This window comes from Paraburkholderia piptadeniae, from assembly GCF_900007165.1.
GTDB lineage: Bacteria > Pseudomonadota > Gammaproteobacteria > Burkholderiales > Burkholderiaceae > Paraburkholderia > Paraburkholderia piptadeniae.
This window is the reverse complement of the sequence record NZ_CYGY02000059.1, coordinates 1-25772: the sequence shown is the minus strand read 5'-3', so window position 1 is coordinate 25772 and position 25772 is coordinate 1. Positions and strand designations below refer to the sequence as shown.

At 62.2% G+C, this 25772-nt stretch carries 27 protein-coding genes and 1 pseudogene; 19 read left to right on the top strand and 9 right to left on the bottom strand.

Features of this window, described 5'->3' with window-relative positions; all coding sequences use genetic code 11:
• Positions 1–690 precede the first annotated feature (690 nt).
• The 13 genes from BN2476_RS28860 (at position 691) to BN2476_RS28800 (ending at position 12696) form a co-directional block, all read left to right on the top strand.
• Complete coding sequence (locus tag BN2476_RS28860; RefSeq protein ID WP_087737638.1) at positions 691–1140, top strand: RidA family protein; 450 nt, start codon at positions 691–693, stop codon at positions 1138–1140.
• 14 nt (positions 1141–1154) lie between these two features.
• Positions 1155–1694: a 3-hydroxyanthranilate 3,4-dioxygenase gene (locus BN2476_RS28855; protein WP_087737637.1), complete on the top strand. Its 540-nt coding sequence runs from the start codon at positions 1155–1157 to the stop codon at positions 1692–1694.
• A 237-nt stretch (positions 1695–1931) separates the two neighbouring features.
• Positions 1932–3530 carry an MFS transporter gene (locus BN2476_RS28850; RefSeq protein ID WP_087737636.1) on the top strand — a complete coding sequence of 533 codons (1599 nt, stop codon included), beginning with the start codon at positions 1932–1934 and terminating at the stop codon, positions 3528–3530.
• Between the two features lie 100 nt (positions 3531–3630).
• A complete protein-coding gene (locus BN2476_RS28845; RefSeq protein WP_087737635.1) occupies positions 3631–4281 on the top strand; it encodes a flavin reductase family protein in 651 nt (216 codons plus the stop codon).
• 71 nt (positions 4282–4352) lie between these two features.
• Positions 4353–5315 carry a LysR family transcriptional regulator gene (locus BN2476_RS28840; RefSeq protein WP_087737634.1) on the top strand — a complete coding sequence of 321 codons (963 nt, stop codon included), beginning with the start codon at positions 4353–4355 and terminating at the stop codon, positions 5313–5315.
• 113 nt (positions 5316–5428) lie between these two features.
• Entirely contained in the window at positions 5429–6910 is a 1482-nt protein-coding gene (locus BN2476_RS28835; RefSeq protein ID WP_087737633.1) for a 2-hydroxymuconic semialdehyde dehydrogenase, read from the top strand.
• 2 nt (positions 6911–6912) lie between these two features.
• Positions 6913–7734 (top strand): 2-keto-4-pentenoate hydratase, encoded by an 822-nt coding sequence (locus BN2476_RS28830; protein ID WP_087737632.1) that lies wholly within the window; start codon positions 6913–6915, stop codon positions 7732–7734.
• Complete coding sequence (locus BN2476_RS28825) at positions 7731–8672, top strand: acetaldehyde dehydrogenase (acetylating) (RefSeq protein ID WP_087737631.1); 942 nt, start codon at positions 7731–7733, stop codon at positions 8670–8672. The genes BN2476_RS28830 and BN2476_RS28825 overlap by 4 nt, the downstream gene beginning before the upstream one ends.
• A gap of 13 nt (positions 8673–8685) precedes the next feature.
• The gene (gene dmpG, locus BN2476_RS28820) at positions 8686–9732 is read left to right on the top strand and encodes a 4-hydroxy-2-oxovalerate aldolase (RefSeq protein ID WP_087737630.1); all 1047 of its coding nucleotides are present in this window, start codon (positions 8686–8688) and stop codon (positions 9730–9732) included.
• Positions 9729–10502 carry a 2-keto-4-pentenoate hydratase gene (locus tag BN2476_RS28815; protein ID WP_087737629.1) on the top strand — a complete coding sequence of 258 codons (774 nt, stop codon included), beginning with the start codon at positions 9729–9731 and terminating at the stop codon, positions 10500–10502. Before dmpG ends, BN2476_RS28815 begins: the two co-directional genes overlap by 4 nt.
• 37 nt (positions 10503–10539) lie before the next feature.
• On the top strand, positions 10540–11559 hold the full coding sequence (locus BN2476_RS28810; protein WP_087737628.1) for an amidohydrolase family protein: 1020 nt from the start codon (positions 10540–10542) through the stop codon (positions 11557–11559).
• Between the two features lie 26 nt (positions 11560–11585).
• Entirely contained in the window at positions 11586–12080 is a 495-nt protein-coding gene (locus tag BN2476_RS28805; protein ID WP_087737627.1) for a 4-hydroxylaminobenzoate lyase, read from the top strand.
• A 40-nt stretch (positions 12081–12120) separates the two neighbouring features.
• Positions 12121–12696: an NADPH-dependent FMN reductase gene (locus BN2476_RS28800; protein ID WP_235851003.1), complete on the top strand. Its 576-nt coding sequence runs from the start codon at positions 12121–12123 to the stop codon at positions 12694–12696.
• Positions 12697–12790: 94 nt separating this feature from the next.
• Here the strand turns inward: BN2476_RS28800 and BN2476_RS28795 are convergent, their stop codons facing one another.
• The 3 genes from BN2476_RS28795 to BN2476_RS28785 are packed head-to-tail and all read right to left on the bottom strand — an operon-like array spanning position 12791 to position 13862.
• Entirely contained in the window at positions 12791–13033 is a 243-nt protein-coding gene (locus tag BN2476_RS28795) for a CDGSH iron-sulfur domain-containing protein (protein WP_087737626.1), read from the bottom strand.
• Between the two features lie 25 nt (positions 13034–13058).
• Positions 13059–13295: a CDGSH iron-sulfur domain-containing protein gene (locus BN2476_RS28790; protein WP_087737625.1), complete on the bottom strand. Its 237-nt coding sequence runs from the start codon at positions 13293–13295 to the stop codon at positions 13059–13061.
• Between the two features lie 3 nt (positions 13296–13298).
• Positions 13299–13862 (bottom strand): flavin reductase family protein, encoded by a 564-nt coding sequence (locus tag BN2476_RS28785; RefSeq protein ID WP_087737624.1) that lies wholly within the window; start codon positions 13860–13862, stop codon positions 13299–13301.
• Positions 13863–14180: 318 nt separating this feature from the next.
• On the opposite strand from BN2476_RS28785, the gene BN2476_RS28780 reads away from it, so the two are divergent.
• Positions 14181–15059, top strand: coding sequence for a LysR family transcriptional regulator (locus BN2476_RS28780; protein ID WP_087737623.1), 879 nt, complete (start codon positions 14181–14183; stop codon positions 15057–15059).
• Positions 15060–15367: 308 nt separating this feature from the next.
• Complete coding sequence (locus BN2476_RS28775; RefSeq protein ID WP_160111769.1) at positions 15368–16447, top strand: porin; 1080 nt, start codon at positions 15368–15370, stop codon at positions 16445–16447.
• A 33-nt stretch (positions 16448–16480) separates the two neighbouring features.
• Here the strand turns inward: BN2476_RS28775 and BN2476_RS28770 are convergent, their stop codons facing one another.
• From BN2476_RS28770 to andR, 3 genes are all read right to left on the bottom strand, one after another.
• Entirely contained in the window at positions 16481–16855 is a 375-nt protein-coding gene (locus tag BN2476_RS28770; RefSeq protein ID WP_087737621.1) for a cupin domain-containing protein, read from the bottom strand.
• Between the two features lie 35 nt (positions 16856–16890).
• Positions 16891–18108: an MFS transporter gene (locus BN2476_RS28765; RefSeq protein WP_087737620.1), complete on the bottom strand. Its 1218-nt coding sequence runs from the start codon at positions 18106–18108 to the stop codon at positions 16891–16893.
• Between the two features lie 249 nt (positions 18109–18357).
• The gene (gene andR, locus BN2476_RS28760; RefSeq protein ID WP_087737619.1) at positions 18358–19314 is read right to left on the bottom strand and encodes an anthranilate 1,2-dioxygenase regulatory protein AndR; all 957 of its coding nucleotides are present in this window, start codon (positions 19312–19314) and stop codon (positions 18358–18360) included.
• Positions 19315–19503: 189 nt separating this feature from the next.
• On the opposite strand from andR, the gene andAc reads away from it, so the two are divergent.
• From andAc to andAa, 4 genes are read left to right on the top strand one after another with little or no spacing between them, the layout of a single operon-like run.
• The gene (andAc, locus tag BN2476_RS28755; protein ID WP_087737618.1) at positions 19504–20775 is read left to right on the top strand and encodes an anthranilate 1,2-dioxygenase large subunit AndAc; all 1272 of its coding nucleotides are present in this window, start codon (positions 19504–19506) and stop codon (positions 20773–20775) included.
• Positions 20776–20791: 16 nt separating this feature from the next.
• Positions 20792–21265 carry an anthranilate 1,2-dioxygenase small subunit AndAd gene (andAd, locus tag BN2476_RS28750; protein WP_087737617.1) on the top strand — a complete coding sequence of 158 codons (474 nt, stop codon included), beginning with the start codon at positions 20792–20794 and terminating at the stop codon, positions 21263–21265.
• Between the two features lie 9 nt (positions 21266–21274).
• Positions 21275–21598, top strand: coding sequence for an anthranilate 1,2-dioxygenase ferredoxin subunit AndAb (andAb, locus tag BN2476_RS28745; RefSeq protein WP_087737616.1), 324 nt, complete (start codon positions 21275–21277; stop codon positions 21596–21598).
• Entirely contained in the window at positions 21588–22805 is a 1218-nt protein-coding gene (gene andAa, locus BN2476_RS28740) for an anthranilate 1,2-dioxygenase system ferredoxin--NAD(+) reductase (protein WP_087737615.1), read from the top strand. The genes andAb and andAa overlap by 11 nt, the downstream gene beginning before the upstream one ends.
• Before the next feature lie 339 nt (positions 22806–23144).
• On the opposite strand, the gene BN2476_RS49555 is transcribed toward andAa, so the two are convergent.
• The 3 genes and pseudogenes from BN2476_RS49555 to BN2476_RS28725 all read right to left on the bottom strand — a co-directional run.
• Entirely contained in the window at positions 23145–23285 is a 141-nt protein-coding gene (locus BN2476_RS49555) for a hypothetical protein (protein WP_175607938.1), read from the bottom strand.
• Positions 23286–23328: 43 nt separating this feature from the next.
• The gene (locus BN2476_RS28730) at positions 23329–24729 is read right to left on the bottom strand and encodes an amidase family protein (protein ID WP_087737614.1); all 1401 of its coding nucleotides are present in this window, start codon (positions 24727–24729) and stop codon (positions 23329–23331) included.
• 113 nt (positions 24730–24842) lie between these two features.
• A pseudogene (locus tag BN2476_RS28725) lies at positions 24843–25570 on the bottom strand (alpha/beta fold hydrolase); the annotation flags it as partial.
• Positions 25571–25772 lie beyond the last annotated feature (202 nt).

Genomic DNA, 25772 nt, shown 5'->3' with positions numbered 1-25772 from the left:
AGCGAACGTGAGCCGTGTTGCGGAGATTGAAGCCGCGGAAAGCGAGCTTTCCACCGCTCGCCGCGTGCAACCGCCAATAGCACGGCGAAACGCCATGTTGCCGAAGAGAGCGGGGCGGATGCTGTCTCCATTGGCGCGCTTGTTGCAGACGATTGCTGCGTCGATACAGGAGACGGTCATGCTCATCCGCGCAACGTCGTCGCATCCTTCGCAACCCGTCGTTCGCTCATCATCGTCGCCGCTATCTCAGTTGCGGTAATGTGCGCCACAAGGTATCGCAGCGTTTGCTGGCCTTTTACCGTCGGTCGGATCACGTCGCCTCCGCGATGACCGCGACACCGTTTGTTGACATCCAGATTGACGCTGAGCTTCCGGCAAGATGACGTCGAACGCGAAGTCAGTGTCAGGGGATGAAGCCTTCCCCTCTTCCCATCGCGACGGCTTGCGCGCCTAGCCGCGATCTGCTGCGCGTTCGGGGTTTACTCGACAGCAGGCGTTGCTGCTCGAGCCTGGCAGCGATCCCGACGGACCAAATGCAGAGACCCGGCCCGGTATCAAAGAATGGAATATCAGCGCAGAGAAGTTTGATTATCCCGCCATCGCGTCATTCCCTAAACTAGGCTGACACGAGTGCTGCGGGCGCTACGGCAGCAGCGCCCACGAATGCAATGCAGGAAACAGGAACAGCGAATGAACGAGACAGCTCAAAGCCAGATCGTCCCCGGAAAAGCGACACCGCGCGGACGATTTCCTCACGTGGTCCGTGCCGGTGACTTCATTTTCGTGTCGGGCACCAGTTCGAGGCGAACCGACAACACTTTTGTCGGCGCTTCAGCGGACGGATTCGGAACGGCCTCAGTCGATATTCGCACGCAGACGCGCGCCGTGATCGAAAATATCCGCGACATCCTGCGCGCGGAGGGCGCCGATCTGTCGAACCTCGTCGAGGTGACGGCGTTTCTCGTCAACATGAATGACTTTGGCGGCTATAACGAAGTCTATGGCGAGTTCTTCGACGAAAGCGGTCCGGCTCGCACGACGGTCGCCGTGCATCAACTGCCGCATCCGCTGCTCGCGATCGAGATCAAGGCGATTGCCTGGTTGCCGCGGGCCGCTGAGGCAAATGGCCGTGGCGGGTAAAGAGGAGAACGCGCATGTTGAAATACGGCAGGCCCCTCAACTTCGCGGGCTGGATCGAGGAGCACGCGCATCTGTTGAAGCCGCCCGTCGGCAATCAGCAGATCTGGCGGGACAGCGATCTGATCGTCACCGTGGTCGGCGGTCCCAATCATCGGACCGATTACCATGACGATCCGCACGAAGAGTTCTTCTATCAGATCGCCGGCAACGCGTATCTGAATCTGATTGTCGACGGCAAGCGCGAACGCGTCGATCTGCGCGAAGGTGATGTATTCCTGTTGCCGCCGCATTTGCGTCATTCGCCGCAGCGGCCCGAGGCGGGCAGCGCGTGCCTTGTGATCGAGCGGCAGCGCGTGCAGGGCGCCATCGACGGCTTCGAATGGTATTGTGACCACTGCGACCGACTCGTGCATCGCGTCGAAGTGCAACTGAAGAGCATCGTCGACGATCTGCCGCCGCTCTTCGCCGCTTTCTACGATTCCGAAGACAAGCGTCGCTGTCCAAATTGCGGCACGGTTCATCCCGGCCGCGACGCGATCGCTAACGCACGCTGACGCCCAGGCTTCATCGGGGCGCTCTTTGATTGACAACGCCACACTTGCGCTTCGATAGCGCCGGTGTGGCGTTGGTCTTTGCAATGGTTCGCGCCATCGTGAAGCGATGTCACGAGTCAGGAGAATCACCGGTATTCCCGCCGCGAATACCCAGCCGCCAATCTTTGATTACCACGCCTTTTTTGCCCTTCCTAGACTCCACTCATCACTCATTTGCTTATGACAGGTAGGGGACATATGAATGCGGAACTGGTGGCCGAAGCTGCGTACCGTACGACGCGGCGCGATGAGATCAAGGTAGTGGCGGGCGCGTCCGTCGGAACGGTCCTCGAGTGGTACGACTTCTTTCTTTACGGCAGTCTCGCCGTATTCTTCAGTTCGCATTTCTTCCCTGCCGGGAGCGCGACGGCGGGCTATCTCGCTTCGCTCGCGACGTTCGGCATCGGCTTCGTGATCCGGCCGCTCGGCGCAGTGCTGTTCGGCCGTTTCGGCGACAAGGTCGGACGCAAGGCGACCTTTCTCGCAACGATTGCGGTGATGGGCCTCGCGACGGTCGGCATCGGCCTGCTGCCGTCGTATCACAGTATTGGTTGGGCGTCGCCCGCCATTCTGATTGCGCTGCGGCTCTTCCAGGGGCTCGCGCTGGGTGGCGAATATGGTGGCGCGGCGACCTACATCGCCGAGCACACGCAGCCGGGCCGCCGCGGTTTCGCGACGGGCTGGCTGCAGACCACGGCGACCGTCGGCTTTCTGCTGTCGCTTGCCGTCACGCTCGTGTGCCGCGCGTGGGTGTCGGCGGATGACTTCGCGTCGTGGGGATGGCGTCTGCCGTTCGTTGCGTCGCTGATCCTGCTCGCGATGTCCGTGTATATCCGCACGACGCTTTCCGAGTCGCCGGTATTCGCGAAGATGAAAAGCGAGCAGCGCCTTTCGAGCGACCCGTTGCGCGACAGCTTCCTGGTCTGGCGCAATGTGCGCTCGATGCTCGTGGTGCTGTTCGGCGCGCAGGCGGCCGTCGGCGTCGTCTGGTACACGTGCAACTTCTATGCGCTGTACTTTCTGACCACGACGCTGAGGGTGCCGACAGGCGATGCCTACGCATTCATCGCGGCGATGCTGGTGTTCAGTCTGCCGCTTTACGTGCTGTTCGGCTGGCTGTCGGACAAGGTGGGCCGCAAGTGGATCGTGCTGTCGGGTTGCGCGCTCGCCGTAGCGACGTTCTTGCCGATCTTCACGCAGCTTTCGCACGCGGTGAACCCGCGACTCGCGCAGTTTGCGCAAACGGTGCCGATCCGGCTCGAAGCCAGCGATTGCAGCACGAGCCTGTTCGGCACGCGGACATCGGATTGCGACAAGGCGCGCGACTTTCTTACGACGGCTGGCCTGTCGTATCAGGTTAATCGCCCGACGTCTGCGAGCGGCCTTGTCACGCATGTCGGCGCGCGGCGGCTAGCGGGGTTCGACGAAAATGCCTATCGTGGCGCGCTAAAGGACGCGGGCTACCCGTCCGGCGCCGACGTAACGCAGATCGACCGTCCGCTGATGTACGCGTTGCTTGCGCTGCTGATGATCTGGGGCGCCATGGCCTATGGACCCATGTCCGCCTATTACGTCGAGCTCTTTCCGGCGAAGGTGCGCTACACGTCGATTTCGGTGCCCTACAACATCGGCGCGGGATACTTCGGCGGGCTGGCTCCTTTCATGTCGACGGCACTCGCTGTGAAGACGGGCAATGTCTACAGCGGACTGTGGTACGCGATCATCGTGGGAGGCGTCTCGGTCGTGATCGGCGCGCTCTTCATGCGCGAAACGAAGGACATCGACGTCAGTCAGTGATCGGGCGATTGCATTGCCGGTTGCCAACGCAGTTGCGGGCCACGCCAGGCGGCGAATATAGCTGCCACCTCGTGCAAAGTTTCTGAATACGGGAGTTCCTATGACGCACATTGCACTCGCGAATCTGTCCACCATGCAGAAGTACTGGCTGATAACGGGCAGCGTCGGGCCGAGGCCTATCGCGCTGGTGACGAGCCTGAATTGCGATGGGCTTTGCAACGCGGCGCCGTATAGCGCGTTCAACTACATGGGCGAAGATCCACCGCTCTTCGCCATCGCCATCGATCACTACGGTGAAGAAAGCCATCGTCCGGGCGAGATGAAGGACACGTTGAAGAACATCGTCGAGCGCGAGCAGTTCGTCGTGAACATGGTCGACGAGGCGATCGTCGAACGCGCGGTGCAGTGCGGCAGCGATTTTCCCGCGCATGTTTCGGAGCCCGAGGCGGTGGGCTTATCGCTCGCCGCATCGACTTCCGTCAGCGTGCCACGTGTGTCGGAGGCGCCCATCGCGTGGGAATGCCGGCTCTACAAGGTGCTCGAATTCTCGAAGCAACGTTCGATCGTATTCGGCGAGATCGTGGGAATGGTTATCCGCGAAGATCTGCTCGACGCGGAGAAACTGCGCATACGCGTCGATCGCTTCGAGCCCTATGGGCGCCTGGGCGGCCCGAACTATTGCCGTTCGACCGATCGCGTGCAATTGCGGGTGCCCACCTACATGCCTGCCGTCGGCGTCGCGCGCGAGTGAGCGGCGCCGGCGCCAACGGGCCGTCGCGCTGCTAAGATCAAGGCTCGTTCCTCTTCTGGTCCGCCGTCGCCATGCATCGGTTTCCCCTTAGCCAGATCGGGTTGAGCCGCAACCTGAAGCTGAGCCAACTGCTCATCTTCGATCGCGTCATCGAGACGGGCTCGATCCTGCGGGCCGCCAACGATCTGGGTCTCACCCAGCCCGCCGTCACGAAGGTCATTCAGGAGCTGGAATCGTCGCTCGGCGGCGTGCTGTTCGAACGCTCGAATCGCGGCGTCGTGCCGACGGACCTAGGGCGCGTGGTCGGCCGACGCGTGAAATCGCTGCTGGCCGAGTTTCGTCATATGACGGACGAACTCGACCACTTCCGCTTCGGCACAGCAGGTCATGTGATCGTCGGCACGCTGATCTCAGCCTCTGCGCATCTGTTGCCGATGGCCATTACGCGATTGAAGGCGCGCTCGCCCGAAGTGCTCGTCACCGTGCGCGAAGGGCCCACCGCGCAGCTTTTTCCGTCGCTCGCGACGGGCGAACTGGATATCGTCGTCGGCCGCTTGCCCGAGGTCGAGCTGCCGATCTCCGATGCTTTTGCATTGACGCATCACGCGCTCTTCGACGATGCGATGACGATCGTCGTCGGCAGCGCGCACGCCTTCGCGCGCGAGCCGATCGGGTCGTTGCGCGAACTCGCCGGCGCACCATGGATCTTGCCGACGACGGAGTCGCCGCTGCGCCTTTCCGTCGAACGCATGTTTCGCGAGGCAGGGCTCGCGCTGCCCGCCGATCTCGTGGAATCGCTGTCCGTACTGACGAACCTTGGCCTGCTCATCGAGAGCCCGCGCGTGGCCCTGATGCCGCGCGTCGCCGCCACGCAGTTCGTGCGGGCGGGACTGCTGCGCATTCTCGACATACCCGAGACGGGGTCGTTCGGCACCGTGGGTTATTCCGTGCGCTCGAACAAGGAACTGAGCCCGGCGTGCGAGGCGTTCGTCGCGTGCCTGCGCGAAGTGGCTGAGGCTTCGACCAAAGTCTGAGCGCGGCAAAGCGGGTATTCCAGTCGCGCATATCAGCCGCTCAATGTTTGATTATTCAGCGTGCGTGGTCGCTCCTACACTGGCTGTAACGCATCCAGTCAGCAGGAGTTTTGATGAAGTCCAACGCGCAAGCAGAGTTGCCGCAGCGCCTGCGGCATTTCATCGACGGTGAATTCGTCGATTCGGCGCATACCTTCGCGAATGTGAGCCCCGTCGACGGCCGCGAACTGTCGCGAGTCGTGGAGGCGGACGCGGCGTCCGTCGATGCCGCCGTCAAAGCCGCGCGGCGCGCGCAGCAAGGCCCGTGGCGCAGCCTGAGCGCGCCCGAGCGCGCTGCATGGTTGCATCGGATCGCCGATGGCATCGAAGCGCGCTTCGACGATTTCGTTGCGGCCGAAGTTGCCGACACGGGCCGGCCCGTTGCACAGGCGCGCAGTCTCGACATCGCACGCGGCATCGCCAACTTCCGTACCTTCGCCGATCTGGTCGGCACGGCGCATGGCGAGTTCTTCGAAACTTCCACGGCCGACGGCCAGATGCTCAACTACGTGACGCGCAAGCCGCTCGGCGTGGTGGGCGTGATCTCGCCGTGGAATCTGCCGTTGCTGCTGTTCACGTGGAAAGTGGCGCCCGCGCTCGCGATGGGCAACTGCGTCGTCGCGAAGCCGTCGGAAGAGACGCCGACCTCGGCAACGCTGCTTGCCGAGGTCATGCGCGATATCGGGCTGCCGCGAGGCGTCTTCAACCTGATCCACGGTCACGGCGCCAATGCAGCGGGCGAATGGCTCACGCGTCATCCGGGTATCGACGCCATCACGTTCACGGGCGAATCGAAGACGGGCAGCGCGATCATGAAAGCGGTCGCTGACGGAGTGAAGAACGTGTCGTTCGAACTCGGCGGCAAGAACGCGGCCGTCGTGTTCGCGGATGCCGATTTCGACGCGGCCGTCCAAGGCGTGCTGCGTTCGAGCTTCACGAACGCCGGGCAAGTGTGCCTGTGTTCGGAACGCGTGTATGTCGAGCGGCCCATCTTCGATCGCTTCGTCGCGGCGCTGAAGGACAAGACGCAAGCGCTGGTGGTCGGCTCGCCGTACGAAGCGGGCACGACGACGGGACCGATGATCTCGAAGGGCCATCGCGAGAAAGTGCTCGGCTATTACGAGCTCGCCGTTGCCGAGGGCGCGACGGTCGTCACGGGCGGCGGCGTGCCGAAGTTCGGCAATGCCCGCGACGACGGCGCGTTCGTGCAGCCGACCATCTGGACGGGACTGCCCGATGACGCGCGCTGCGTGACGGAAGAGATCTTCGGCCCCGTTTGCCACATTGCGCCATTCGACAGCGAAGACGAAGTGGTCCGGCGCGTCAACAACAGCGCCTACGGGCTCGCAGCCAGCATCTGGACGACGAACCTCTCGCGTGCGCATCGCGTCGCGCCGCGGATCGAGACGGGCATCGTGTGGGTCAACGCATGGTTTGTCCGCGATCTGCGCACGCCGTTCGGCGGCGCGAAGCTCTCGGGCTTCGGGCGCGAAGGCGGCCGTCATTCGATGGACTTCTACTCTGAACTCACCAACGTTTGCGTGAAGGTTGCCTGATCATGACGCATCCACAGACGCTTCAGTCGATTGCCGACACGCTTTGGCAAGCGCAGCGGCAGCATCCGTTCAAAGCGGCGCCGCCCGTTCGCGATGCAATCGGCGCGCTCGGCGGCGATACGCTCGATAGCGCGTACCGCATTCAACAAATCAACACGCAGCGGCAGATCGAAGCCGGTGCGCGTCTCGTCGGGCGGAAGATCGGCCTGACCTCGCGCGCCGTGCAGACGCAGCTCGGCGTCGATCAGCCCGACTTCGGCATGCTGTTCGATCACATGGCCTATGGCGATGGCGAAGAGATTCCGTTTGTGCTCACGCAGCAACCGAAGGTCGAAGCTGAGATCGCACTCGTGCTCGAACACGATCTGCTGCATGAGCGGCATACGGTCGCGGACATCCTGCGCGCAACGGCTTTCGCGTTGCCTGCGATCGAGGTCGCGGGCAGCCGCATCGCGAACTGGGATATCCGGCTCGCGGACACCGTTGCCGACAACGCATCGAGCGGCCTGTTCGTGCTCGGCAGCCGGCCCGTCAAGCTCGACGCATTCGATATCGTCGGCTGCGGGATGGTGATGGAGCGCGTCGGCGATCAGGTCAGCGTCGGTGCGGGCGCGGCGTGCCTCGGCAATCCACTCAATGCGGCCATCTGGCTCGCGAACACGATGGTCCGCGTGGGAGCGCCGCTGCGTGCCGGGGACATCGTATTGACAGGCGCGCTCGGCCCGATGGCCGCCGTGCATCCCGGCGACGCGTTCGCCGCGCACATCGAAGGTCTCGGCTCCGTGCGCGCACTGTTTTCCAATCAGACGGAATCAGCAACGTGAAAGACAACACTCGACTCTCCGTCGCGGTGATCGGTTCAGGCAACATCGGCACGGACCTGATGATCAAGATCCTGCGACACGCGAAGCACCTCAAGATGGGCGCGATGGTCGGCATCGACGCCGCGTCGGACGGCCTTGCGCGTGCCGCGCGCTTCGGCGTGGCGACGACGGCTGGCGGCATCGACGGCCTTCTGGCGATGCGCGAGTTCGACGACGTGCGGATCGTCTTCGACGCGACGTCGGCAGGCGCGCATCGCCGTCATGCGGAAATCCTGGCCCAACGCGGCGTCACGGCAATCGACCTGACGCCCGCGGCGGTAGGGCCGTTCGTCGTTCCCGTGGTCAATCTCGATCAGCATCTCGACGCGCCGAACATCAACATGGTGACGTGCGGCGGCCAGGCGACCATTCCCGTCGTGCGCGCCGTTTCGCGCGTGACGCCCGTGCATTACGCGGAAATCGTGGCGTCCATTTCGAGCCGTTCGGCAGGCCCCGGCACGCGCGCCAATATCGACGAATTCACCGAGACCACGTCGCGCGCGATCGAAAGCGTGGGCGGGTCGGCCGTGGGCAAAGCGATCATCGTGCTGAACCCGGCCGAGCCGCCGCTGATGATGCGCGATACCGTCTATTGCCTCGTCGATGAGCACGCGGATCGCGAGAGCATCGAAGCATCCGTCGATGCGATGGTGCGCGACGTCGCCGCCTATGTGCCCGGCTACCGGCTCAAGCAGGCGGTGCAGTTCGACCGCATTCCGTTTCCAGCGCAATTTGCGGGACGTTTCGGCAATCCGGAATTCGCGCTGAAAGTAAGCGTGTTTCTCGAAGTCGAAGGCGCCGCGCATTACCTGCCTTCGTATGCGGGCAATCTCGACATCATGACGTCGGCGGCCTTGCGCGCGGCCGAGCAACTCGCGGCCAACCGGATCGCAGCGTGAACGGAGCGATGACATGACGAATCTCGACACGAAAAAAATCTACGTATCGGATGTGACGTTGCGCGACGGCATGCACGCCATTCGCCATCAGTACTCGCTCGACCAGGCGGTTGCGATTGCGCGAGCGCTCGACGATGCGGGCGTCGACAGCATCGAAGTGGCACATGGCGATGGCCTTTCGGGCTCCAGCTTCAACTACGGATTTGGCGCCCATACCGATATCGAATGGATCGAGGCGGTCGCACAGACCGTCGAGCGCGCGAAGGTGGCGACGCTGTTGCTGCCAGGCATCGGCACGGTGCACGATCTGCGCGCCGCATACGATGCGGGCGCGCGCGTGGTGCGTATCGCGACGCATTGCACGGAGGCGGACATCGCGAAGCAGCACATCGGCTACGCGCGCGAACTGGGCATGGACACCGTCGGCTTTCTGATGATGAGCCACATGACGACGCCGCAAAACCTCGCCGCCGAAGCGAAGAAGATGGAGAGCTATGGCGCGACGTGCATCTACGTCGTGGATTCCGGCGGCGCGATGAGCATGAACGACGTGCGCGAGCGCTTCAGGGCCTTCAAGGACGTGCTGGACGACACGACGCAGACGGGTATGCACGCACATCACAACCTGAGCTTTGGCGTCGCGAACTCGATCGTCGCGCTGGAGGAAGGGTGCGACCGCATCGACGCGAGCCTTGCCGGTATGGGGGCGGGCGCGGGCAATGCGCCGCTGGAAGTGTTTATCGCCGCCGTCGACAGGATGAAGTGGAATCATGGTTGCGACGTGAAGAAGCTGATCGATGCCGCCGACGATATCGTGCGTCCGTTGCAGGAGCGGCCGGTGCGCGTCGATCGCGAAACGCTGGCGCTGGGTTATGCGGGCGTCTATTCGAGCTTCCTGCGTCATACGGAAGCGGCTGCGCAGAAGTATGGCCTGTCGGCATTCGACATCATGGTGGAGCTGGGGCGGCGGCGCATGGTCGGCGGACAGGAAGACATGATCGTCGATGTCGCGCTCGATCTGCTGAAGCGCACGAATCGCGTAGCGGAGGCGGCACGATGAATATCGAAGCAGCGGCACGACGCGTCGACGATGCTGCGCGGCACGGCAGCGCGATCGAACAGATGAGCGCGAACGAACCGTTTTCTGTCGAGGACGCGTATCGCATCCAGCGCGCGTCGATCGAACTGCGCAAGGCGCGCGGCGAACGCATCGTCGGCATCAAGCTCGGTTTCACGAGCCGCGCGAAGATGATCCAGATGGGTGTCGATAGTCTGATCTGGGGATGGTTGACGGATGCGATGCTCGAAGAAGAGGGCGCGCCTGTCGATCTGCGGCGCTTCATTCATCCGCGCGTCGAACCCGAGGTGTGCTTTCTCACGAAGCGCGATATCGACCGTCCGCTCACCGCACTCGAGGCGCAGTCGCATCTCGAAGCCGTCGCGCCGGCGATGGAGATCATCGACTCGCGCTACAAGGCGTTTCGCTTCACGCTCGAAGACGTGATTGCCGACAACTGCTCGAGTGCGGGCCTCGTGATCGGTGGATGGTCGAACCGGTTCGACGGTCTTCGCAATGCGGGCGTCGTGATGCGCTTCGATGGCAGGGACGTGCAGGTGGGAACGACGGCCGCGATACTCGGCGACCCGATGCGCTCGATCGTGCAGGCATCGCGCGTCGCGGCCGATGCGCAGGTCGTGCTGCCCGTCGGCACGCTGATCATGGCGGGTGCCGCGACGGCAGCCCAGCCATTGACGCCGGGGCTGCACGTGCAATGCGTGGTGAACGGTTTCGGCCAGGCCGAGTTCACGACGCGCGCCGAAGCCCTATAACCAATCACATGGCACAGCAAGGTTCAGGGCAATCGTTATGACATTGCGAATCGACATGCACTCACACTTCTTCCCGCGTATATCGCGCGAAGAGGCCGCACGGGTCGGTGCGGCGGATACGCCGTGGCTCGCGATCGATGCAGGCGGCGGGACGGGCATGATCATGACAGGGGAGCGGGCATTCAGGCCCGTCACGCGCGCGTTGTGGGATCCCGCGCGGCGTATCGAGGATATGGACGCACTCGGTATCGACGTGCAACTGATGTGCGCGACGCCCGTGATGTTCGGCTACCGCAACGACGCTACGAATGCGCTGCAATGGGCGCAGCGGATGAACGATCATGCGCTCGAAATGTGCGCCGTCGCGCCGCAGCGGCTTGCGGTGCTGGCGCAGGTGCCGCTGCAGGACATCGATCTGGCGTGTGCGGAGGCGTCGCGGGCATTTGCCGCCGGTCATCGCGGCGTGCAAATTGGCAATCATGTCGGCCCGAAAGATCTCGACGACGAAAGCCTCGTGCAGTTCCTCACGCATTGCGCGAACGAAGGCATCCCCGTGCTCGTGCATCCGTGGGACATGATGACGGATGGACGTATGAAGAAGTGGATGCTGCCGTGGCTGGTCGCGATGCCGGCGGAAACGCAGTTGAGCATTCTTTCGCTGATCCTGTCCGGCGCGTTCGAACGCATACCGCGTTCGCTGAAGCTGTGCTTCGCCCATGGCGGCGGCAGCTTCGCTTTTCTGCTGGGCCGAGTCGATAACGCATGGCGTGAGCGCGACATCGTGCGTGAGGACTGTCCGCATCTACCTTCGTCGTATGTCGACCGGTTCTCCGTGGATAGCGCGGTGTTCGATCCGCGCGCGCTGCAACTGCTGGTCGATGTAATGGGCGCAGAGCGTGTGCTGCTCGGTTCGGACTATCCCTACCCGCTTGGCGAGCAGCGCGTCGGACATCTGATCGACAGCCATCCGGCGCTGAGCGAGCGGGCGAAGCAGCGCATGCTTGGTGAAAATGCGGCGCAGTTCTTCGGCCTGACTACCGTGCAGACGGCCGCCTGATAAGTTCATTCAATGGAGACGAAAACATGTTGCCTTCTGGACCTCACAAGGCGGAACTGATGGAACTGCTGCGCGGCCTGTGTGAAGACATTCGCTCGATGCCACTCGACGCGGCGCTCGAAGTGCGCCTGAACAGAAAGTATGGCGAAGGCACCGCATCGTACGCGCGGCTCGCGCAGCTATTGAAGCTCGGTGTCGAAGAAGGCTGGGCAGCCTATGCGGATATCGAGGGCAAGGACTATCGCCGTGGCCGCATCGCGGAACCGTCGCATGAAACGTCGGACATGAGCGTCGAAAGCGGCTTGCTGCGCGATGTGAAAGGCCAGTACCACTGCCACACTAAGGGCGAGATCAACATGATCGTTCCGCTCGAAGAAGGCGCCCAGTTTTGCGGGCACGGCGCGGGCTGGCGCGTCTTCCCGCCGATGAGCGAGCATTTTCCAACTGTAACCGGCCGGGCGCTGATGATGTATTTCCTGCCCGGCGGAGAGATCGAATACCGCGCGCCGCCCGCCAATTGAGCCGGCGCGCGTACGAACCTTAAACGTATCTGGAGTGTGTATGGGTGTCAGAATCCTTGCGATCAACGGCAGTTCGCGCCGCGAGTCGCTGAATCAGAAGCTGCTGGACATTGCCGCGCAAGGCGCGCGCGATGCCGGCGCGGAGGTGACGCGGGCCCGACTCGCCGACTTCGACCTGCCAATCTATGACGGAGACTTCGAAGCCGAACGCGGTTTGCCCAACGGCGCGCGCAAGCTTCAGGCTTTGGTCGAGATGCATCACGCGCTGCTTATCGCGACGCCGGAATACAACGGCGGGTATACGGCGCTTCTGAAGAACGCGATCGACTGGATCAGCCGGCCGCGCGGCGACGGGTCGAACGGTATCGCGCTGGTGGCGGGTAAAGCCGCGGCGCTCGTGTCCGCGTCGCCGGGGCAGCTCGGCGGGTTGCGCTCGCAAGCGGGCATGCGCGCGGTTCTGGACAAGCTCGGGATGCTCGTCATTCCCCAAGCGTTTGCGTTGAGCATGGCGCATGAAGCCTTCGACGCGAAAGGCCAGTTGAAGGACAGCAATGCCACGGGGCTCGTGGCGGGAGTGGGCGAGGCGTTGTATCGGATGGCCTTGCGGCTCGCCTGAAAAGGGCTGTCAAATGCGGGCAGCCGCATCGGGTTCGATGCGGCTCACGGTATTGAATGGCGACAGGCGCTCCGATGGAGCACCTGGTCACGCCTCACTCTTGTGTCGATGTGGTGGTGTGCTGCGCTGCGTCGCTCGCGGACGTTGCCCGGCAACCCGTCCAGCGTCGAGCGCGATGATTGCCGTCGCACCAGGGCTTGCTCTGCGAATGACCGCACCGGCAGAGACTGAAGATGCCGCTATGAGGAAAGCGATTGCCCAATGCGTCGACGATTTCGAAATCGCCGACCAGATGAAGCGGACCGCCTTCCATGATTTGACCTTTGACGATTGACATGGCGTGCTCGTTTGATGGATGAGGGTTATTCCGTTTGCGTTGCCGCACCCGCATTCGCCTTGCCTTGCGGCGCTCTGGGACAGCTCGAAAACTCCGCGGCTTCATGCGATGCGTCGCAAAACGGCAGACGCGCAGAAAGCCCGCAACGGCACAGCGTATAGATCTTGCGTGCGCGCACGACTTCGCCTTTGTCATCGCGCAGTTCGAATTCGCCCGTCAATTTCATCGGACCGTCGTCGACGATTTCAATCATGTTTCTCATGAATTACGCTTGCTCCTTAATCGGTGATGTGGCGTTTTCCGCGTGGACGTGCCGGGACAGGCTGGCGCCGTGCAGCTCGGGCTTGACCGCTTCGACGGGCGGCCCGAGCGAATAGAACATGCCGCGATTGCAGACCAGCGGCCGATCGTCCGTCCGATGGATCTTCAACGCTTCCCCAACCAGAATCGTGTGGTCGCCGCCTTCATACGCGGCCCAGCGGCGGCACAGGAACCAGCCCATCGTGCCCGTCAGGATCGGCGTCCCATCGACCCACTCGTGCGGCGGATCCCAGCGCTCCTGCATCCTGTTGGCGAAGTAGTGGCCCTGAAAGCCCTGATGCTCGCCCAGGATGTTGATGGCGTAGCAGTTGTCGCCGGAAAGGAGGACATGCGATTTTGCCGTTTTCGCGATGCTGACGGCCACCAGTTGCGGATTCACCGATACGGCCGCGAACGAGCTTGCAGTCATCCCATGCATGCCGCCTTTGCCATCCGGCATCGACACGACCGTGACGCCTGTCGTGAAGGCTCGGAGTCCTTTGCGAAACTCTTCGGGATCGATCTTCAACGCTCACCTCATGTGATGAGTAATAGGGAACGCGTGTATTGGCGTACGCGAATTGGCAACCATCGTTACATTGGATTGGTTCGAGTTCAAGACGGTTGGATGAAACGCGATGTTCCCCGTCCGGAACGTGCGATTCGACAATCTGCGCGGTTTCCAGAGAGCGCGCCTGGCAGGCCGGCATTCAGGAAATCCCGGTTTGACAGCCTCCGTGTCTGCCGTTACAAGTCGTTGCAGGAAAGTGGAAAGCCGGCCGCCGACGCGCGCATTCCTGAGCGCGCGCCGTGACACCGGCTTCGAAGCTCAGGCGTCTGCACACAAATGATCGAACTGCTCGATATCCGCGTTTTTTCGAAACTTTCCGAATTGACGAGCTTCAGCGCGGTGTCGCGTGTGCTGGGCATGCCAAAATCGTCGGTCAGCCGGTCGCTGGCGCGACTCGAAGAACACTTGGGTGTTGCCCTCGTCATTCGCTCCAATCGCAAGCTTGCGTTGACGGAGACGGGGCTGTTGTTCGCGGAGTCGGCCAGAAAGATATTGAGCGAGGTCGAGGACGCGGAAGAGAAAGTCGGACAGACAAGGCTCACGCCGCGCGGTCTGCTGCGGGTCAGTTCGCCCGTCACGCCAGGGCAGTTCATGATTGCGCCGCTCATTCCCGACTATCTCGCCGCATATCCCGAGGTGCAGGTGTCCCTCGCGCTCACCAGCAACAGAATCGCGCCGCTCGCCGACGAAGTCGATGTCGTCATCCGCACAGGGGTGCTCGAAGACTCGCGGCTGATTGCAAGAAAGCTGGGTTGCGCGCGGCTCATGCTGGTGTCGACGCCTGCCTATCTGCGCAAGAACGGCACCCCGCAGTCGCCCGCCGATCTGGCATCGCACTTCATGCTCGACATCGCCGACGGCCCGTCCGAATGGCCGCTGCGGCGTGGGGACGAACTCGTCAGCGTTCCCGTCTGCCCACGTTTTTTCGCCAACGATACGAGCACCATTCGCACTGTCCTGCTCGCGGGCTCGGGGCTCGCGTGGCTGCCGGACTATCTGTGCCGGCAGGACATCGCCGAGGGGAGATTCGTGCACGTGATGCCCGATTGGGAAAGAGGGCAACGCGATATCTACGCGGTGTTTCCGCGGCACCGAACGCTGACGCGCAAGGTCCGTTCGTTCATCGACTTTCTCGCCGAACGCTTCAACCCTTAGGCACGCTTTTTTGCCGTTCGTCACATCGGAGTTCATTTCCCCTCGCGTCTGAGCGCGTCCATTCGCAGACATGCGAGCGCGATACGTCTTTCACAAGCCCGCGTGAACGCGATCGCTGCACACACAGTGAAAACCCGGATGACCAGTTTGAGAAAACGGTGTTCCGCCCACGCGCCTTGTGCGTCAAATAATGGCCATGCACTTTTTAGCCGTTCCGCGGAGTTCGCGACGGCCGACGTACATTGAAGCGTGCTGGCCGGGCGGCCTGGTGCTCCGCGATTCTCATGGCTACGCACACAGGGGGGAGAATGAGGTCGACGGTCTATCCAGCCATAGCGGTTGTTGCGGCAACGATCGCTACGGGGGCACACGCGCAGAGTTCGGTGACGCTATACGGCATTCTCGACATCGGCATCCAGTACACGTCGAACCAGGGCGGACACCACAGCGCGCAGGAAGCCAGCAGCATGATGCGTGGCAACCGGTGGGGTCTTCAGGGACGTGAAGATCTGGGCGGCGGCCTCAAGGCGATCTTCAGGCTCGAAGGTGGCTTTTCGCCGAATAACGGCGCGCTGGGGCAGAGCACGGCGAACGCGCAGCGCATCTTCGGCCGATACGCGTATGTCGGCGTGACGAACGACGTCGTGCAGGTCCTGCTCGGCAGGCAGACCGATTTCATGCTGGACTACCTTCAGACCACAGCGAACTCGTGGTACGGCACGTCACTCGAGTTTCATCCCGCGATCAACGCGAATTTCTTCGGCAATAACGGCAGCAATCCGTCGCTGGACAGAATTGGCGGCGGAGAAGTCGACAACTCCGTCAAGGCGACGTGGGCGCCCGTCGAATCCCTTCACTTCGGCGCCATGTACGGCTTCGGCGACGCACCCGGAATCGGCTCGCCGAACAGCACGCAGAGCTATGGCGCGACATGGACGACGAAGTCGTCGCTGGTTGGTGCCGTCTATACGACGCGCAAGGACAACATGACGCCGGGCGCGTTGAGAACGCTCGGCGTTGGCGGGACGGTGACGCTCGGCGCTTTCATCCTCAACGCGCTCTACACCAACTCGCGCTGGACGCTGACGGGCGATGTCGCCAACATCTATGACGTCGGCGTTCGATACAACATCACGCCGTTCCAGGTCGTCGGCGTGGAATACACGTTTCTCGACAAGAACAACGGGCCGAAGAACGTGTTCTATGCGAGCATTCGCAGCACGTATGGCGTGATCTACGACTACCGGTTCAGCAAGGCGACCGACATCTACGCAACCTACGTTTTCCAGCACGCGAGCGGGCATTATCCGGCACAACTGTTCGGCATGTCCTTCAGTTCCAGCAGCTCGCAAGGCGTCGTTGCAATCGGAATTCGCCACTACTTCTAGAGCGTGCCCGCCGCGCACGCTATCGCCTCACTCTCAAACTGCTTCCACGGCCTTTTGCTGACGGATGCGCGGCGGATCGTAAATACTCAGGAGCATCAACCAGCCATCACCGGCGTTGCGGATCGCATGAACGACGCCACGCGGAATCCGCACGACTGAGCCTGCCTTCACCGCATAGCACTTGTCGGCGATGTCGATTTCGCCTTCTCCTTCCAGGATATAGAAGGCGTGATTGTCCTGATCGATATGCAATGGCGAATATCCGCCCGGCGCCACTTTCGCGATGTCGATATTGTAGGCTTCGGTGTACTCCGTTCCGAGTATGTTGAAGATGAACTCATAGCCGCGCGACCCTTCGATCTGATGCGAGCGCCACGGGGTGTCGAAAGTGTGAGTGACGTGCTGCATTCCTTTCCTCTCCTTTGAAACATGACTTCAAGTGCCTAGACGCTGACTTGCTCTTTCACGAACAACATGCAGACTGCGCCGAGCAGCGGACCGAGCGCCAATGTGGCGAACGCTATCGGGAATGAGTGGCCGGCCTGGAAGACGAGGCCCACGACAGCGGGCGACAGCGCCGAGCCGGACTGCCAGATCGCATTAGCGATGCCTGCCGCAGATCCCGACCGGTCGATACCGCTCTGTTCGGCGACCAGCGTGACGAGCAAGGGGCTATAGACGAACGCGCCGACGCCGATGAATGGAGCGGCAAGAGTGAATGCATCGACGCGCGAAAGTTGACCGAACGCGAGCAATGCCGCAAAAAAAAACAGAAGCGAGGCAATGGTCAGGACTTTGCGACGTCCGCCCAACCGATCGGATAACCAGCCGATGGACGGTTTGCTGACAAGACCCGCTGCGCCTGCAATCGCGACGATGAACCCCGCCCGCATCGGGGAAAGATGATGTCCTTTCACCATCAGTGAGATGGCCCACGATGCAAAGCCGAGCGTGCCCCAGAAAGCCCCGCACCCGGCGAGAGCGAGCAGCAGGAAGTTGCGCGTGAAAAGCGTGCTTATGCGCGGCTTTCGCGTGGCCTCCAGCGATACCTGTGTGACCCGGTTACGCACGAACACGACGGCGACGGCCGCAAGCAACAAGGCGCACACGCCGAGCGCATGATAGGTGTGGCGCCAGCCCAGTTTCGCGACGAGGGCGGGCAATATGGAGTTGGTAGCGATCACAGCGATCGACGATGCGCTCATTAGCAGCCCGACAGCGCGTCCACGCTCGCTCTTTGCGAACCATGTCGACACGAGCTTGACGCCCGCTGCGTAATCGGCGCCCGCAGTGAGTCCCATCAGGCATTGCAGAGCAAGCCCGACGCTCAACGATGGTGTAAATCCAAAGCAGAACGTCGCGACCGCGAGACCAAGCAACGACATCGATAGCGTCGCGCGACCGCCGATGCGATCGGTTGCAACGCCGCCGAAGATATTCGACAACACGTACCCTGCGTAGAACGCCGTGACGAACACGCCCAAGGCCACAATCGGCAGTCCGAGCGACTCCCCGGCGGGAAGGGCCAACGTGCCCCATGCGAGGCGGCAGACCGTGCTGAGCATGAGGCCAGCCCATGCAAAGAACAACACTGCCCACCGATATCTGCTCACGCCTGTTTCGTTCTCGTACGCCGTTGACGTCGGGGCGACTGCTTGCATACGTGCCTCCTCGTTGTGTTTGTCGGGCCCGCGTTCGCGGGAAGCGGTAACGGCGTCTATGATGGTGCGAAAAGACGATCAACGAAGCCCGCTTTACGCAAAACGGTGTTCCATGAGGGGAACTCACGGGTTTGAAAGGGGCGTGCTGACACTGGCCTGGATAGGCGGCGAGAATGCAGTCAGCTTCCCGTTTGACGAATTTCGACGACGAATGTGTCTCAGGTGATGGTCAATGCCTGAGATCGCCCGTCAGCGAAGCTGCTCGCGCCGTGATGTTTCCGACGGAAGTTCGCCGAACCGGTCGCGGTAGGCTTGGGCAAAGCGGCCGAAATGGGTGAATCCGCAATCCAGCGCAATAGTCGCGACGCGAACTTCGGGCTTGCTTTCCCGAATGGCCTGACGCGCGCGGTCAAGACGCATTTGCCGTATCAGGCTGATGGGGCTGATGTTGCGGAAGCGCAAGAACCCTTCGGTAAGCGTTCTTACAGGCACGCCGGCAGCGCGGGCGATGTCCGGCAACTGTATCGGCGCTGCGAGGTTGGCGGCCATGAATTCTTCGGCCCGGCGAACGAACGACGGTGCGATCGTCGATGACGAGAATGCGTGGTGGCCCGCGTCCTGACTGCACAACAGACTGACAAGCAGGGATTCGACATGTGCGCCCACTGCCGGGTTATGGGCAGCAATGTTCAGCAGGTCGGCTGAGCTGGCGATCAGTTTCAACTGTTCTTTCCATGCGCGCATCGGACCGCTTGCGAGTGACACGGCGGCTTCTGCGTCGAACATGGAAGCGCTGTCGCCGCTGAGGGACGCCGGATCGATCCGCATGATCAACTGCTCGCAATCGGGCGAGAGCAGTGCGCTGAACGGTTCGCCGGGCGCGCGAATGACAGCGTGCTGGTCGTCCACGACGATTTTCCTGCCTGGCGCGTGAACCTCCGCATTGCCCGCGACGCAAAACATCATCAGGAAGTATCCGTCGACGGCTTCGACATCCACCTGTATGGGGCCGCCGAATCGAATCGTGCCAATGCCGAGCCTTCCCACCCGCACGAAATCCATGTGAGATCGACCGTGCGTGCGTCCTCGCGGAAACAGCAAATGCGGCTGCATGACCCGCGAAATCAGTTCGCGGGTCTCGTCCAGATCGGCTGATTCGAATAACCGGTGGCGCCGTAATGCGGGGAGTCGAAGAGCGGATCTCATGATTATTCCAGCGCGCTGGCGCGCGGATTCAACGCTTTGCCGTCGTTCATAAAACTGCCTGAACTGGATAGAAGGGCCGCGTTCAGCCAGAAACGGATAGACCCTTCATTTTCAGCCTCCAAAAATATTTTCACACTGCAGCAGCGATTCCGTTGCTGCAGCGGGTCCCCACAATGCGGAGAAAATAGCATGGAAACAGTCGAAACGCCTGTGAGCTTCGGGAACATGCAGGACACGGACATGGTCCAATTTCCGCGCGACGACGGATCGCGCGTGCCCTACAAGGTGTTCAGCTCGCGGGCGGTGTACGAGCGCGAGCAGGAGCGCATCTTTCGCGGACCGACGTGGAACTTCGTCGCGCTCGAAGCGGAAATTCCGAACACGGGCGACTTCAAGAGCACTTTTGTCGGCGATACGCCCGTCGTCGTCACGCGCACGGAAGATGGTTCGCTGTCTGCATGGGTTAACCGTTGCGCGCATCGCGGCGCGTCGGTGTGCCGAAAGGCGCGCGGCAACGCGACCTCGCATACGTGCGTCTATCACCAATGGAGTTTCGACAACAGCGGCAATCTTCTCGGCGTGCCGTTCCGCCGCGGCCAGAAGGGCATGACGGGCATGCCAGCCGACTTCGATCCGAAGCAGCACAGCCTGCGCAAGCTGCGCGTGGACAGCTATCTCGGCCTCGTCTTCGCGAGCTTCAGCGACGCGGTGGCCCCGCTGGCCGAATACCTTGGTGCGCAAATGCGTCCGTGGATCGACCGTATCTTTCACAAGCCGATCGAGTATCTCGGCTGTACGCGGCAATATTCGAATTCCAACTGGAAGCTGTATCTCGAGAACGTGAAAGACCCATATCACGCGAGCATGCTGCATCTGTTCCATACGACCTTCAACATCTTCCGTGTCGGCATGAAGGCGCGATCGATTCCCGATGCGACGCACGGCCTGCACAGCATCATCACGGTGACGAAGACGAGCGAGGACACCTCCGCGGCCTACAGGCAGCAACAGATCCGTTCGTTCGACGAAGGCTTCGCGCTCGAAGACGATTCGATTCTCGGCCTCGTGTCTGAATACGACGAGGACACCACCAACCATATCCAGCCGATCTTTCCGCAACTGGTGATCCAGCAGATCCACAACACGCTGGTCGCGCGCCAGATTCTGCCAAAAGGTCCGAACAACTTCGAGCTGATCTTCCATTTTTTCGGCTATGCCGACGACACGCCGGAACTGCGCGCGCTGCGTATCAAGCAGGCCAATCTGGTCGGCCCTGCGGGCTATATCTCTATGGAAGACACGGAAGCCACCGAACTCGTGCAGCGCGGCACGGTGCGCGATGCGGACGCGACGTCGGTGATCGAGATGTCGCGCAGCAACCCGGACCAGCAGGACACGGTGATCACGGAAAGCCTGATTCGACGCTTCTGGGTCGGTTATCAGAAGCTGATGGGCTATTGAGGAAAAGGACGCGCAAATGGATCAGATGAAGCTTTGGTTCGAATTGAACATGCTGCAGAACCAGTACATCAGCCATCTCGACAACGACCGGCTCGAAGCGTGGCCGACCCTGTTCACCGAAGACTGTCTATACGAGATCGTGCCGAAAGAAAACGCAGATATGGGCTTGCCCGTCGGCATCATTCATTGCACGAACCGGAGGATGCTGCGCGATCGCGTGGTGTCGCTGCGTCACGCGAATATCTTCGAAGAGCATACGTACCGTCACATGACATCGGGCCTGACCATCGTGAGCGACCAGGGCGGCGTGCTCGAAACCGAAAGCAGCTATGTCGTGGTGCAGACGCGCGCAAATGGCGAGTCCGCTGTATATCAGGCGGGCAAGTACTACGACCGCGTCGTGCGCACGCCGGACGGATTGCGCTACAAGAGCAAGCGAGTGGTGTACGACACATCGCGCGTGCAGACGCTGCTGGCGACGCCAATTTGAGGAGGGGACATGGAACAGAAGATCGACAACTGGCAGCCCATCGGCGCGCTCGACGAATTCGCCGAGGGGGAACCGGCAGCCGTGATCGCAGGCGAGCGCCAGATCGCGGTATTTCGCATCGGCGACGAAGTGTTTGCATTGAACGACCTCTGCACGCACGGTCACGCGCGGCTTTCGGAAGGTTATGTGGAAGACGGGTGCGTCGAATGTCCGCTGCATCAGGGCCTCATCGACATCCGCACGGGTGCGCCGCGTTGCGCACCCATCACCGAAGCGGTGCGTGCTTTTCCGATCCGGATTATCGATGCGAGGGTGGAAGTCAATGTCGAATGAACAGCATGTGATCGTGGGCGCAGGGCATGCTGCGCGGCGCGCGGCGGAGACGTTGCGCGCGCTGAACGCGGACGTGGACATCGTGATGCTCGGCGAAGAGCCGCATGCGCCTTACGACCGCCCCATGTTGTCGAAAGATGCGTTGATCTCCGGGGAAGGCGAGCGCAAGGCCTTTATCCGGCAGCATGACTGGTATGCGGCCCAGCGGATCGATTTGCGGCTTTTAGCTGCTGTCATTGAAGTCGATCGGACGCGTGCGCGCGTGAGGCTGCACGACGGCAGCGTGATCGGCTATGACAGGCTGCTGCTCGCCATGGGTTCGCGGGTTCGCCGGTTCAGCGGCCCCGTGGACGAACGCGTGCCGCTGCACTATGTCCGCACGCTCGCTGACGCTCGGGCATTGCGCGCGGCGCTCGCACCGGGCAAACGCGTCGCCATCCTCGGTGGCGGCTTCATCGGGCTTGAAGTGGCGGCAGCCGCGACACAAGCCGGTTGCGAGGCGACGGTGATCGAGCCCGCGCCCTCGTTGTTACAGCGTGCGTTGCCGAAGAGCGTGGCACAGTACGTTGCCGCCCTGCATGAGCGGCATGGCGTCGAACTTCGTCTCGGCACGATGCCGCACGCGATCGCCTACGAGAGCGGCGGCGCGTCGATCCAGACGGACGCAGGCGCGGTGGCCGCGGATGTCGTGGTAGTCGGAATTGGTGTCGTGCCGAACGTCGAGCTCGCCGAAGGCTGCGGGCTCGAAGTTCGCAATGGCATTGTCGTCGATGAGCAGTGCCGTACGAGCGACCCGGCGGTCTTCGCGGCAGGCGAAGTGACGTTGCATGCCAATCCGTTGCTCGGCTGCAGTGTCAGAATCGAATCCTGGCAGGTGGCGGAAAACCAGCCTGCCGTTGCTGCGGAAAACATGCTCGGCGGTCGGGCCATCTACGCGGAATTGCCGTGGCTTTGGTCGGATCAGTTCGACTGCAATGTGCAGACGCTGGGCCTCATCGAAACGCAGCATCGGCTCGTTACACGCGGCGATCCCAGTAGCGGCTCATTCTGTGTGATGGCGTTGGATGAAACTGGACGTATGCGAGCCGCGATTGCCGTCAATTCGGGCCGCGATATCGGCGCATGCAGACGTTTGATCGCAGCCGGTATTGCATTGGATGAAGCGCGGCTCGCCGACACGTCTGTTTCACTTCGGTCGCTGCTGTGAAAGTGTCGTAGTGGTATCGGCCTGGAGATCGATGTTGGCGTTCGCTGGTGCGGTGATGACACACTGAGAAATCCCGCATCGGTGAAGCAGGTCACGCTTTCGACAAGCTCGATGTTTCATGCCGATGTATTAGCAACAATGGGATACCCGGCGGTGCCCCTGGGGCGTACCGTTCCTGTTGTCGTGCGATTCTCGTGAAATCCGGCTGGCGCCTTTGGGCAAACACCGCGAAGGCTTCGTTCGCTTCGGCACTCGCAAGTCGCTCCACGAGGATGGCACTTTCGCTATTCATCTGAATGACCAGCCTCTCAGCGTTTCGCATCAGTCGCTTCATTGCGGTCAGCGATCCGGCGGGCTTTGCAGCGCCTCTGCACGCAGTTCCACTGCAGAAGTGGTCTTGTTCGCAATCACCCATGCGACCGTTACCTCATCTGACGCGCGCTCAAGCCAATGGCCGTCGCGGCGATCCGCGACGGCCATTGGCAGTTCCCCGACTCCGCGCGTGGCGATCGAAATGCACCGCTCACGCAACGGGATCGATCGGCGAAGGAGGCGTGCCGCGTTCCTCGATCGCCTTGCCTGCGAGCAGGCACAGATCTTCGCGGAAGTGGCTGGCGACGATCTGCACGCCGACGGGAACGGCATTCGCGATGCCCGTCGACACAACGAGCCCTGGCAGCCCCATGGCCGGCAGCGCGCGCATCGTCAGCTGCGCGTCCCAGACGCGCTGGAAGCCCGCTTCCCCCTGCATGTCGAGACCATCGGGAAACGGCAGTTCTCCCGAAACGGGAAGCAGCAGCACCGGGTAGCGCGACAGGAAAAGACGCCATTGACGCGTCAATGTCGTGCGACGGACGAGCGAACTGCTTACGACGTCGCCGGGCATTGCGGCAACCTTGGCACGCACCCCCTCGACGACGGCGCGGGCACCAGGATCGCCGTCGCGGGCGACGGCATCGGAGAACGCCGGAAAGCCGTCACCGAGCCACAGACGCTCCTGTACCTCGGCCGCGTCGTGGATCACCGGCACGTCGTCGATCTCTTCGACGGTCCATCCCGCATCTTTCAGACGACGCACCGCGTCAAGCAATGCCTCTTCGACCCTTTTCGCGATCGTCATTTCGCCAGGACGCAGACAGATCGGCGCCCGAAGCGGCAACTCCCGCCCGATCAGCGGCGCCGGCACCCACCACGGATCGCGCATGTCGGGGGCCGACATCGCGATCAACGCGACACGAAGGTCCTCCACGGTGCGCGCGATCGGGCCGGCAGACGACATCAGTTGCGCGCCGATGGGACGCTCCGGCGACGACGCGTTGAACGCCGGGACCCGGCCGAAACTTGGCCTCAGGCCATGCACGCCGCACGCATAGGCGGGGTAACGAACCGAGCCGCCAATGTCCGTGCCAAGCGCAATGTGGCCAATGCCGGCGGTCACGGCTGCGGCTGCGCCGCCGCTGGACCCGCCTGGCGTTAGGGACGCATTGCGGGGATTGCGCGTATGTCCATGAATCTGATTGCCCGTGAACCAGCGCAGCGCAAAGCTCGGCGAATTGGTCCGGCCAAGGAGCACGGCACCTGCACGCACGAGATTATCGACGACGGGGCTGTTGGCCTCGGCGATCAGATTTTCTTGCAGGCGTGTTCCGTTCGTCGTGGCGAAGCCCGCCTGATCGACGTTGATCTTCGTCGTGACGGGCACACCCGCCAACGGGCCCGGGTCTTCGCCACGGGCCACCGCCTCGTCGATCCTGTCCGCCTGCTCGTAGACGCTTTCAGGCCGATGCGCGACGACTGCGTTGATGAGCGGGTTGACGGCATCGAGCCGCTCGAGGGCGGCCGTGGCCGCTTCACGCGCCGACACTTCGCGGTTTCGAATGCGCTGAGCCAGTTCAGTTGCAGATAAACGCCATAGTTCAATCACGACGCCTCCTGTTCGATCTAAAAAAATTCGTGAGTGAGAAAGCGCAGGTCGCTCGCCTGTGCCTGCCGGCGCACGGATGAATCCAGTGCGTGGCCGGAGATGGGCCTGCCCGTTTACATCGCGTCGACGTCGATTACCGCCTGCGCGAAGGCTTGCGGCGCTTCCTGCGGAAGATTATGACCGACGCCGCCCTTGATGGTCCGGTGCTCGTATTTGCCCGTGAACTTGCTCGCGTAGGCACTGGCGGGGGGATGGGGCGCACCGTTGGCGTCGCCTTCCATCGTGATCGTGGGCACGCTGATGGTCGGCGTAGAAGCGAGCCGCTGTTCGAGCCCGTCGTATTTCGCGTCGCCGGTGGCAAGACCTTGGCGCCACCGATAGTTGCGCATCGTAATAGCCACATGATGCGGATTGTCGAACGCCACCGCGCTGCGCTCGAACGTAGCGTCGTCGAACTTCCATTGGGGCGACGCCCGCCGCCAGATCAGCTTCGCGAAATCGTGCGTGTATTTTCATAGCCGGCTTGCCCGCGATCGGTGGCGAAGTAGAACTGGCACCACCCCTGGAACTCCGCTTCGGGCGGTAACGGCGTGGCCCCCGCCTTCTGACTCCCGATCAGATACCCGCTCACTGACCCCAACCCCTTGCAGCGATTCGGCCAGAGCACGGCGATGGTATCCGCGGTGCGCGCACCCCAGTCGAACCCGGCGAAGGTCGCCTCGCGGATGTTGAGTGCATTCATCAGCGCGATGATGTCGTTGGCCACCGCCGTCGGCTGGCCGTTGCGCATCGTGTCCCGCGACAGGAAGTGCGTCGAACCGTAGCCGCGCAGATACGGGACGTCGTGACCGTCGCTTGTGCGGATCATGGACCATATGAACGGGTCTGCACGCTCGGTGCGGCAGCTGTGCTTGCAGCGCCGCTCGCGTACGCCGCTGTGGCTATCACAATGGCGCTACCTAAAGGAGACTCGGCAGGTCATTGGGACGGACCAGCGTGCCGTGGCACGATTCGTACGCGGTGAGCTAGTGTCGCGAGTTAGA

What these genes read in the sequence shown, in the direction of transcription:
- BN2476_RS28860 (WP_087737638.1), top strand. Translation starts at nt 691, where the DNA reads ATGAACGAGACAGCTCAAAGCCAGATCGTCCCCGGAAAAGCGACACCG.
- BN2476_RS28855 (WP_087737637.1), top strand. Translation starts at nt 1,155, where the DNA reads ATGTTGAAATACGGCAGGCCCCTCAACTTCGCGGGCTGGATCGAGGAG.
- BN2476_RS28850 (WP_087737636.1), top strand. Translation starts at nt 1,932, where the DNA reads ATGAATGCGGAACTGGTGGCCGAAGCTGCGTACCGTACGACGCGGCGC.
- BN2476_RS28845 (WP_087737635.1), top strand. Translation starts at nt 3,631, where the DNA reads ATGACGCACATTGCACTCGCGAATCTGTCCACCATGCAGAAGTACTGG.
- BN2476_RS28840 (WP_087737634.1), top strand. Translation starts at nt 4,353, where the DNA reads ATGCATCGGTTTCCCCTTAGCCAGATCGGGTTGAGCCGCAACCTGAAG.
- BN2476_RS28835 (WP_087737633.1), top strand. Translation starts at nt 5,429, where the DNA reads ATGAAGTCCAACGCGCAAGCAGAGTTGCCGCAGCGCCTGCGGCATTTC.
- BN2476_RS28830 (WP_087737632.1), top strand. Translation starts at nt 6,913, where the DNA reads ATGACGCATCCACAGACGCTTCAGTCGATTGCCGACACGCTTTGGCAA.
- dmpG (WP_087737630.1), top strand. Translation starts at nt 8,686, where the DNA reads ATGACGAATCTCGACACGAAAAAAATCTACGTATCGGATGTGACGTTG.
- BN2476_RS28815 (WP_087737629.1), top strand. Translation starts at nt 9,729, where the DNA reads ATGAATATCGAAGCAGCGGCACGACGCGTCGACGATGCTGCGCGGCAC.
- BN2476_RS28810 (WP_087737628.1), top strand. Translation starts at nt 10,540, where the DNA reads ATGACATTGCGAATCGACATGCACTCACACTTCTTCCCGCGTATATCG.
- BN2476_RS28805 (WP_087737627.1), top strand. Translation starts at nt 11,586, where the DNA reads ATGTTGCCTTCTGGACCTCACAAGGCGGAACTGATGGAACTGCTGCGC.
- BN2476_RS28800 (WP_235851003.1), top strand. Translation starts at nt 12,121, where the DNA reads ATGGGTGTCAGAATCCTTGCGATCAACGGCAGTTCGCGCCGCGAGTCG.
- BN2476_RS28795 (WP_087737626.1), bottom strand. Translation starts at nt 13,033, where the DNA reads ATGTCAATCGTCAAAGGTCAAATCATGGAAGGCGGTCCGCTTCATCTG.
- BN2476_RS28790 (WP_087737625.1), bottom strand. Translation starts at nt 13,295, where the DNA reads ATGAGAAACATGATTGAAATCGTCGACGACGGTCCGATGAAATTGACG.
- BN2476_RS28780 (WP_087737623.1), top strand. Translation starts at nt 14,181, where the DNA reads ATGATCGAACTGCTCGATATCCGCGTTTTTTCGAAACTTTCCGAATTG.
- BN2476_RS28775 (WP_160111769.1), top strand. Translation starts at nt 15,368, where the DNA reads ATGAGGTCGACGGTCTATCCAGCCATAGCGGTTGTTGCGGCAACGATC.
- BN2476_RS28770 (WP_087737621.1), bottom strand. Translation starts at nt 16,855, where the DNA reads ATGCAGCACGTCACTCACACTTTCGACACCCCGTGGCGCTCGCATCAG.
- BN2476_RS28765 (WP_087737620.1), bottom strand. Translation starts at nt 18,108, where the DNA reads ATGCAAGCAGTCGCCCCGACGTCAACGGCGTACGAGAACGAAACAGGC.
- andR (WP_087737619.1), bottom strand. Translation starts at nt 19,314, where the DNA reads ATGAGATCCGCTCTTCGACTCCCCGCATTACGGCGCCACCGGTTATTC.
- andAc (WP_087737618.1), top strand. Translation starts at nt 19,504, where the DNA reads ATGGAAACAGTCGAAACGCCTGTGAGCTTCGGGAACATGCAGGACACG.
- andAd (WP_087737617.1), top strand. Translation starts at nt 20,792, where the DNA reads ATGGATCAGATGAAGCTTTGGTTCGAATTGAACATGCTGCAGAACCAG.
- andAb (WP_087737616.1), top strand. Translation starts at nt 21,275, where the DNA reads ATGGAACAGAAGATCGACAACTGGCAGCCCATCGGCGCGCTCGACGAA.
- andAa (WP_087737615.1), top strand. Translation starts at nt 21,588, where the DNA reads ATGTCGAATGAACAGCATGTGATCGTGGGCGCAGGGCATGCTGCGCGG.
- BN2476_RS49555 (WP_175607938.1), bottom strand. Translation starts at nt 23,285, where the DNA reads ATGGCCGTCGCGGATCGCCGCGACGGCCATTGGCTTGAGCGCGCGTCA.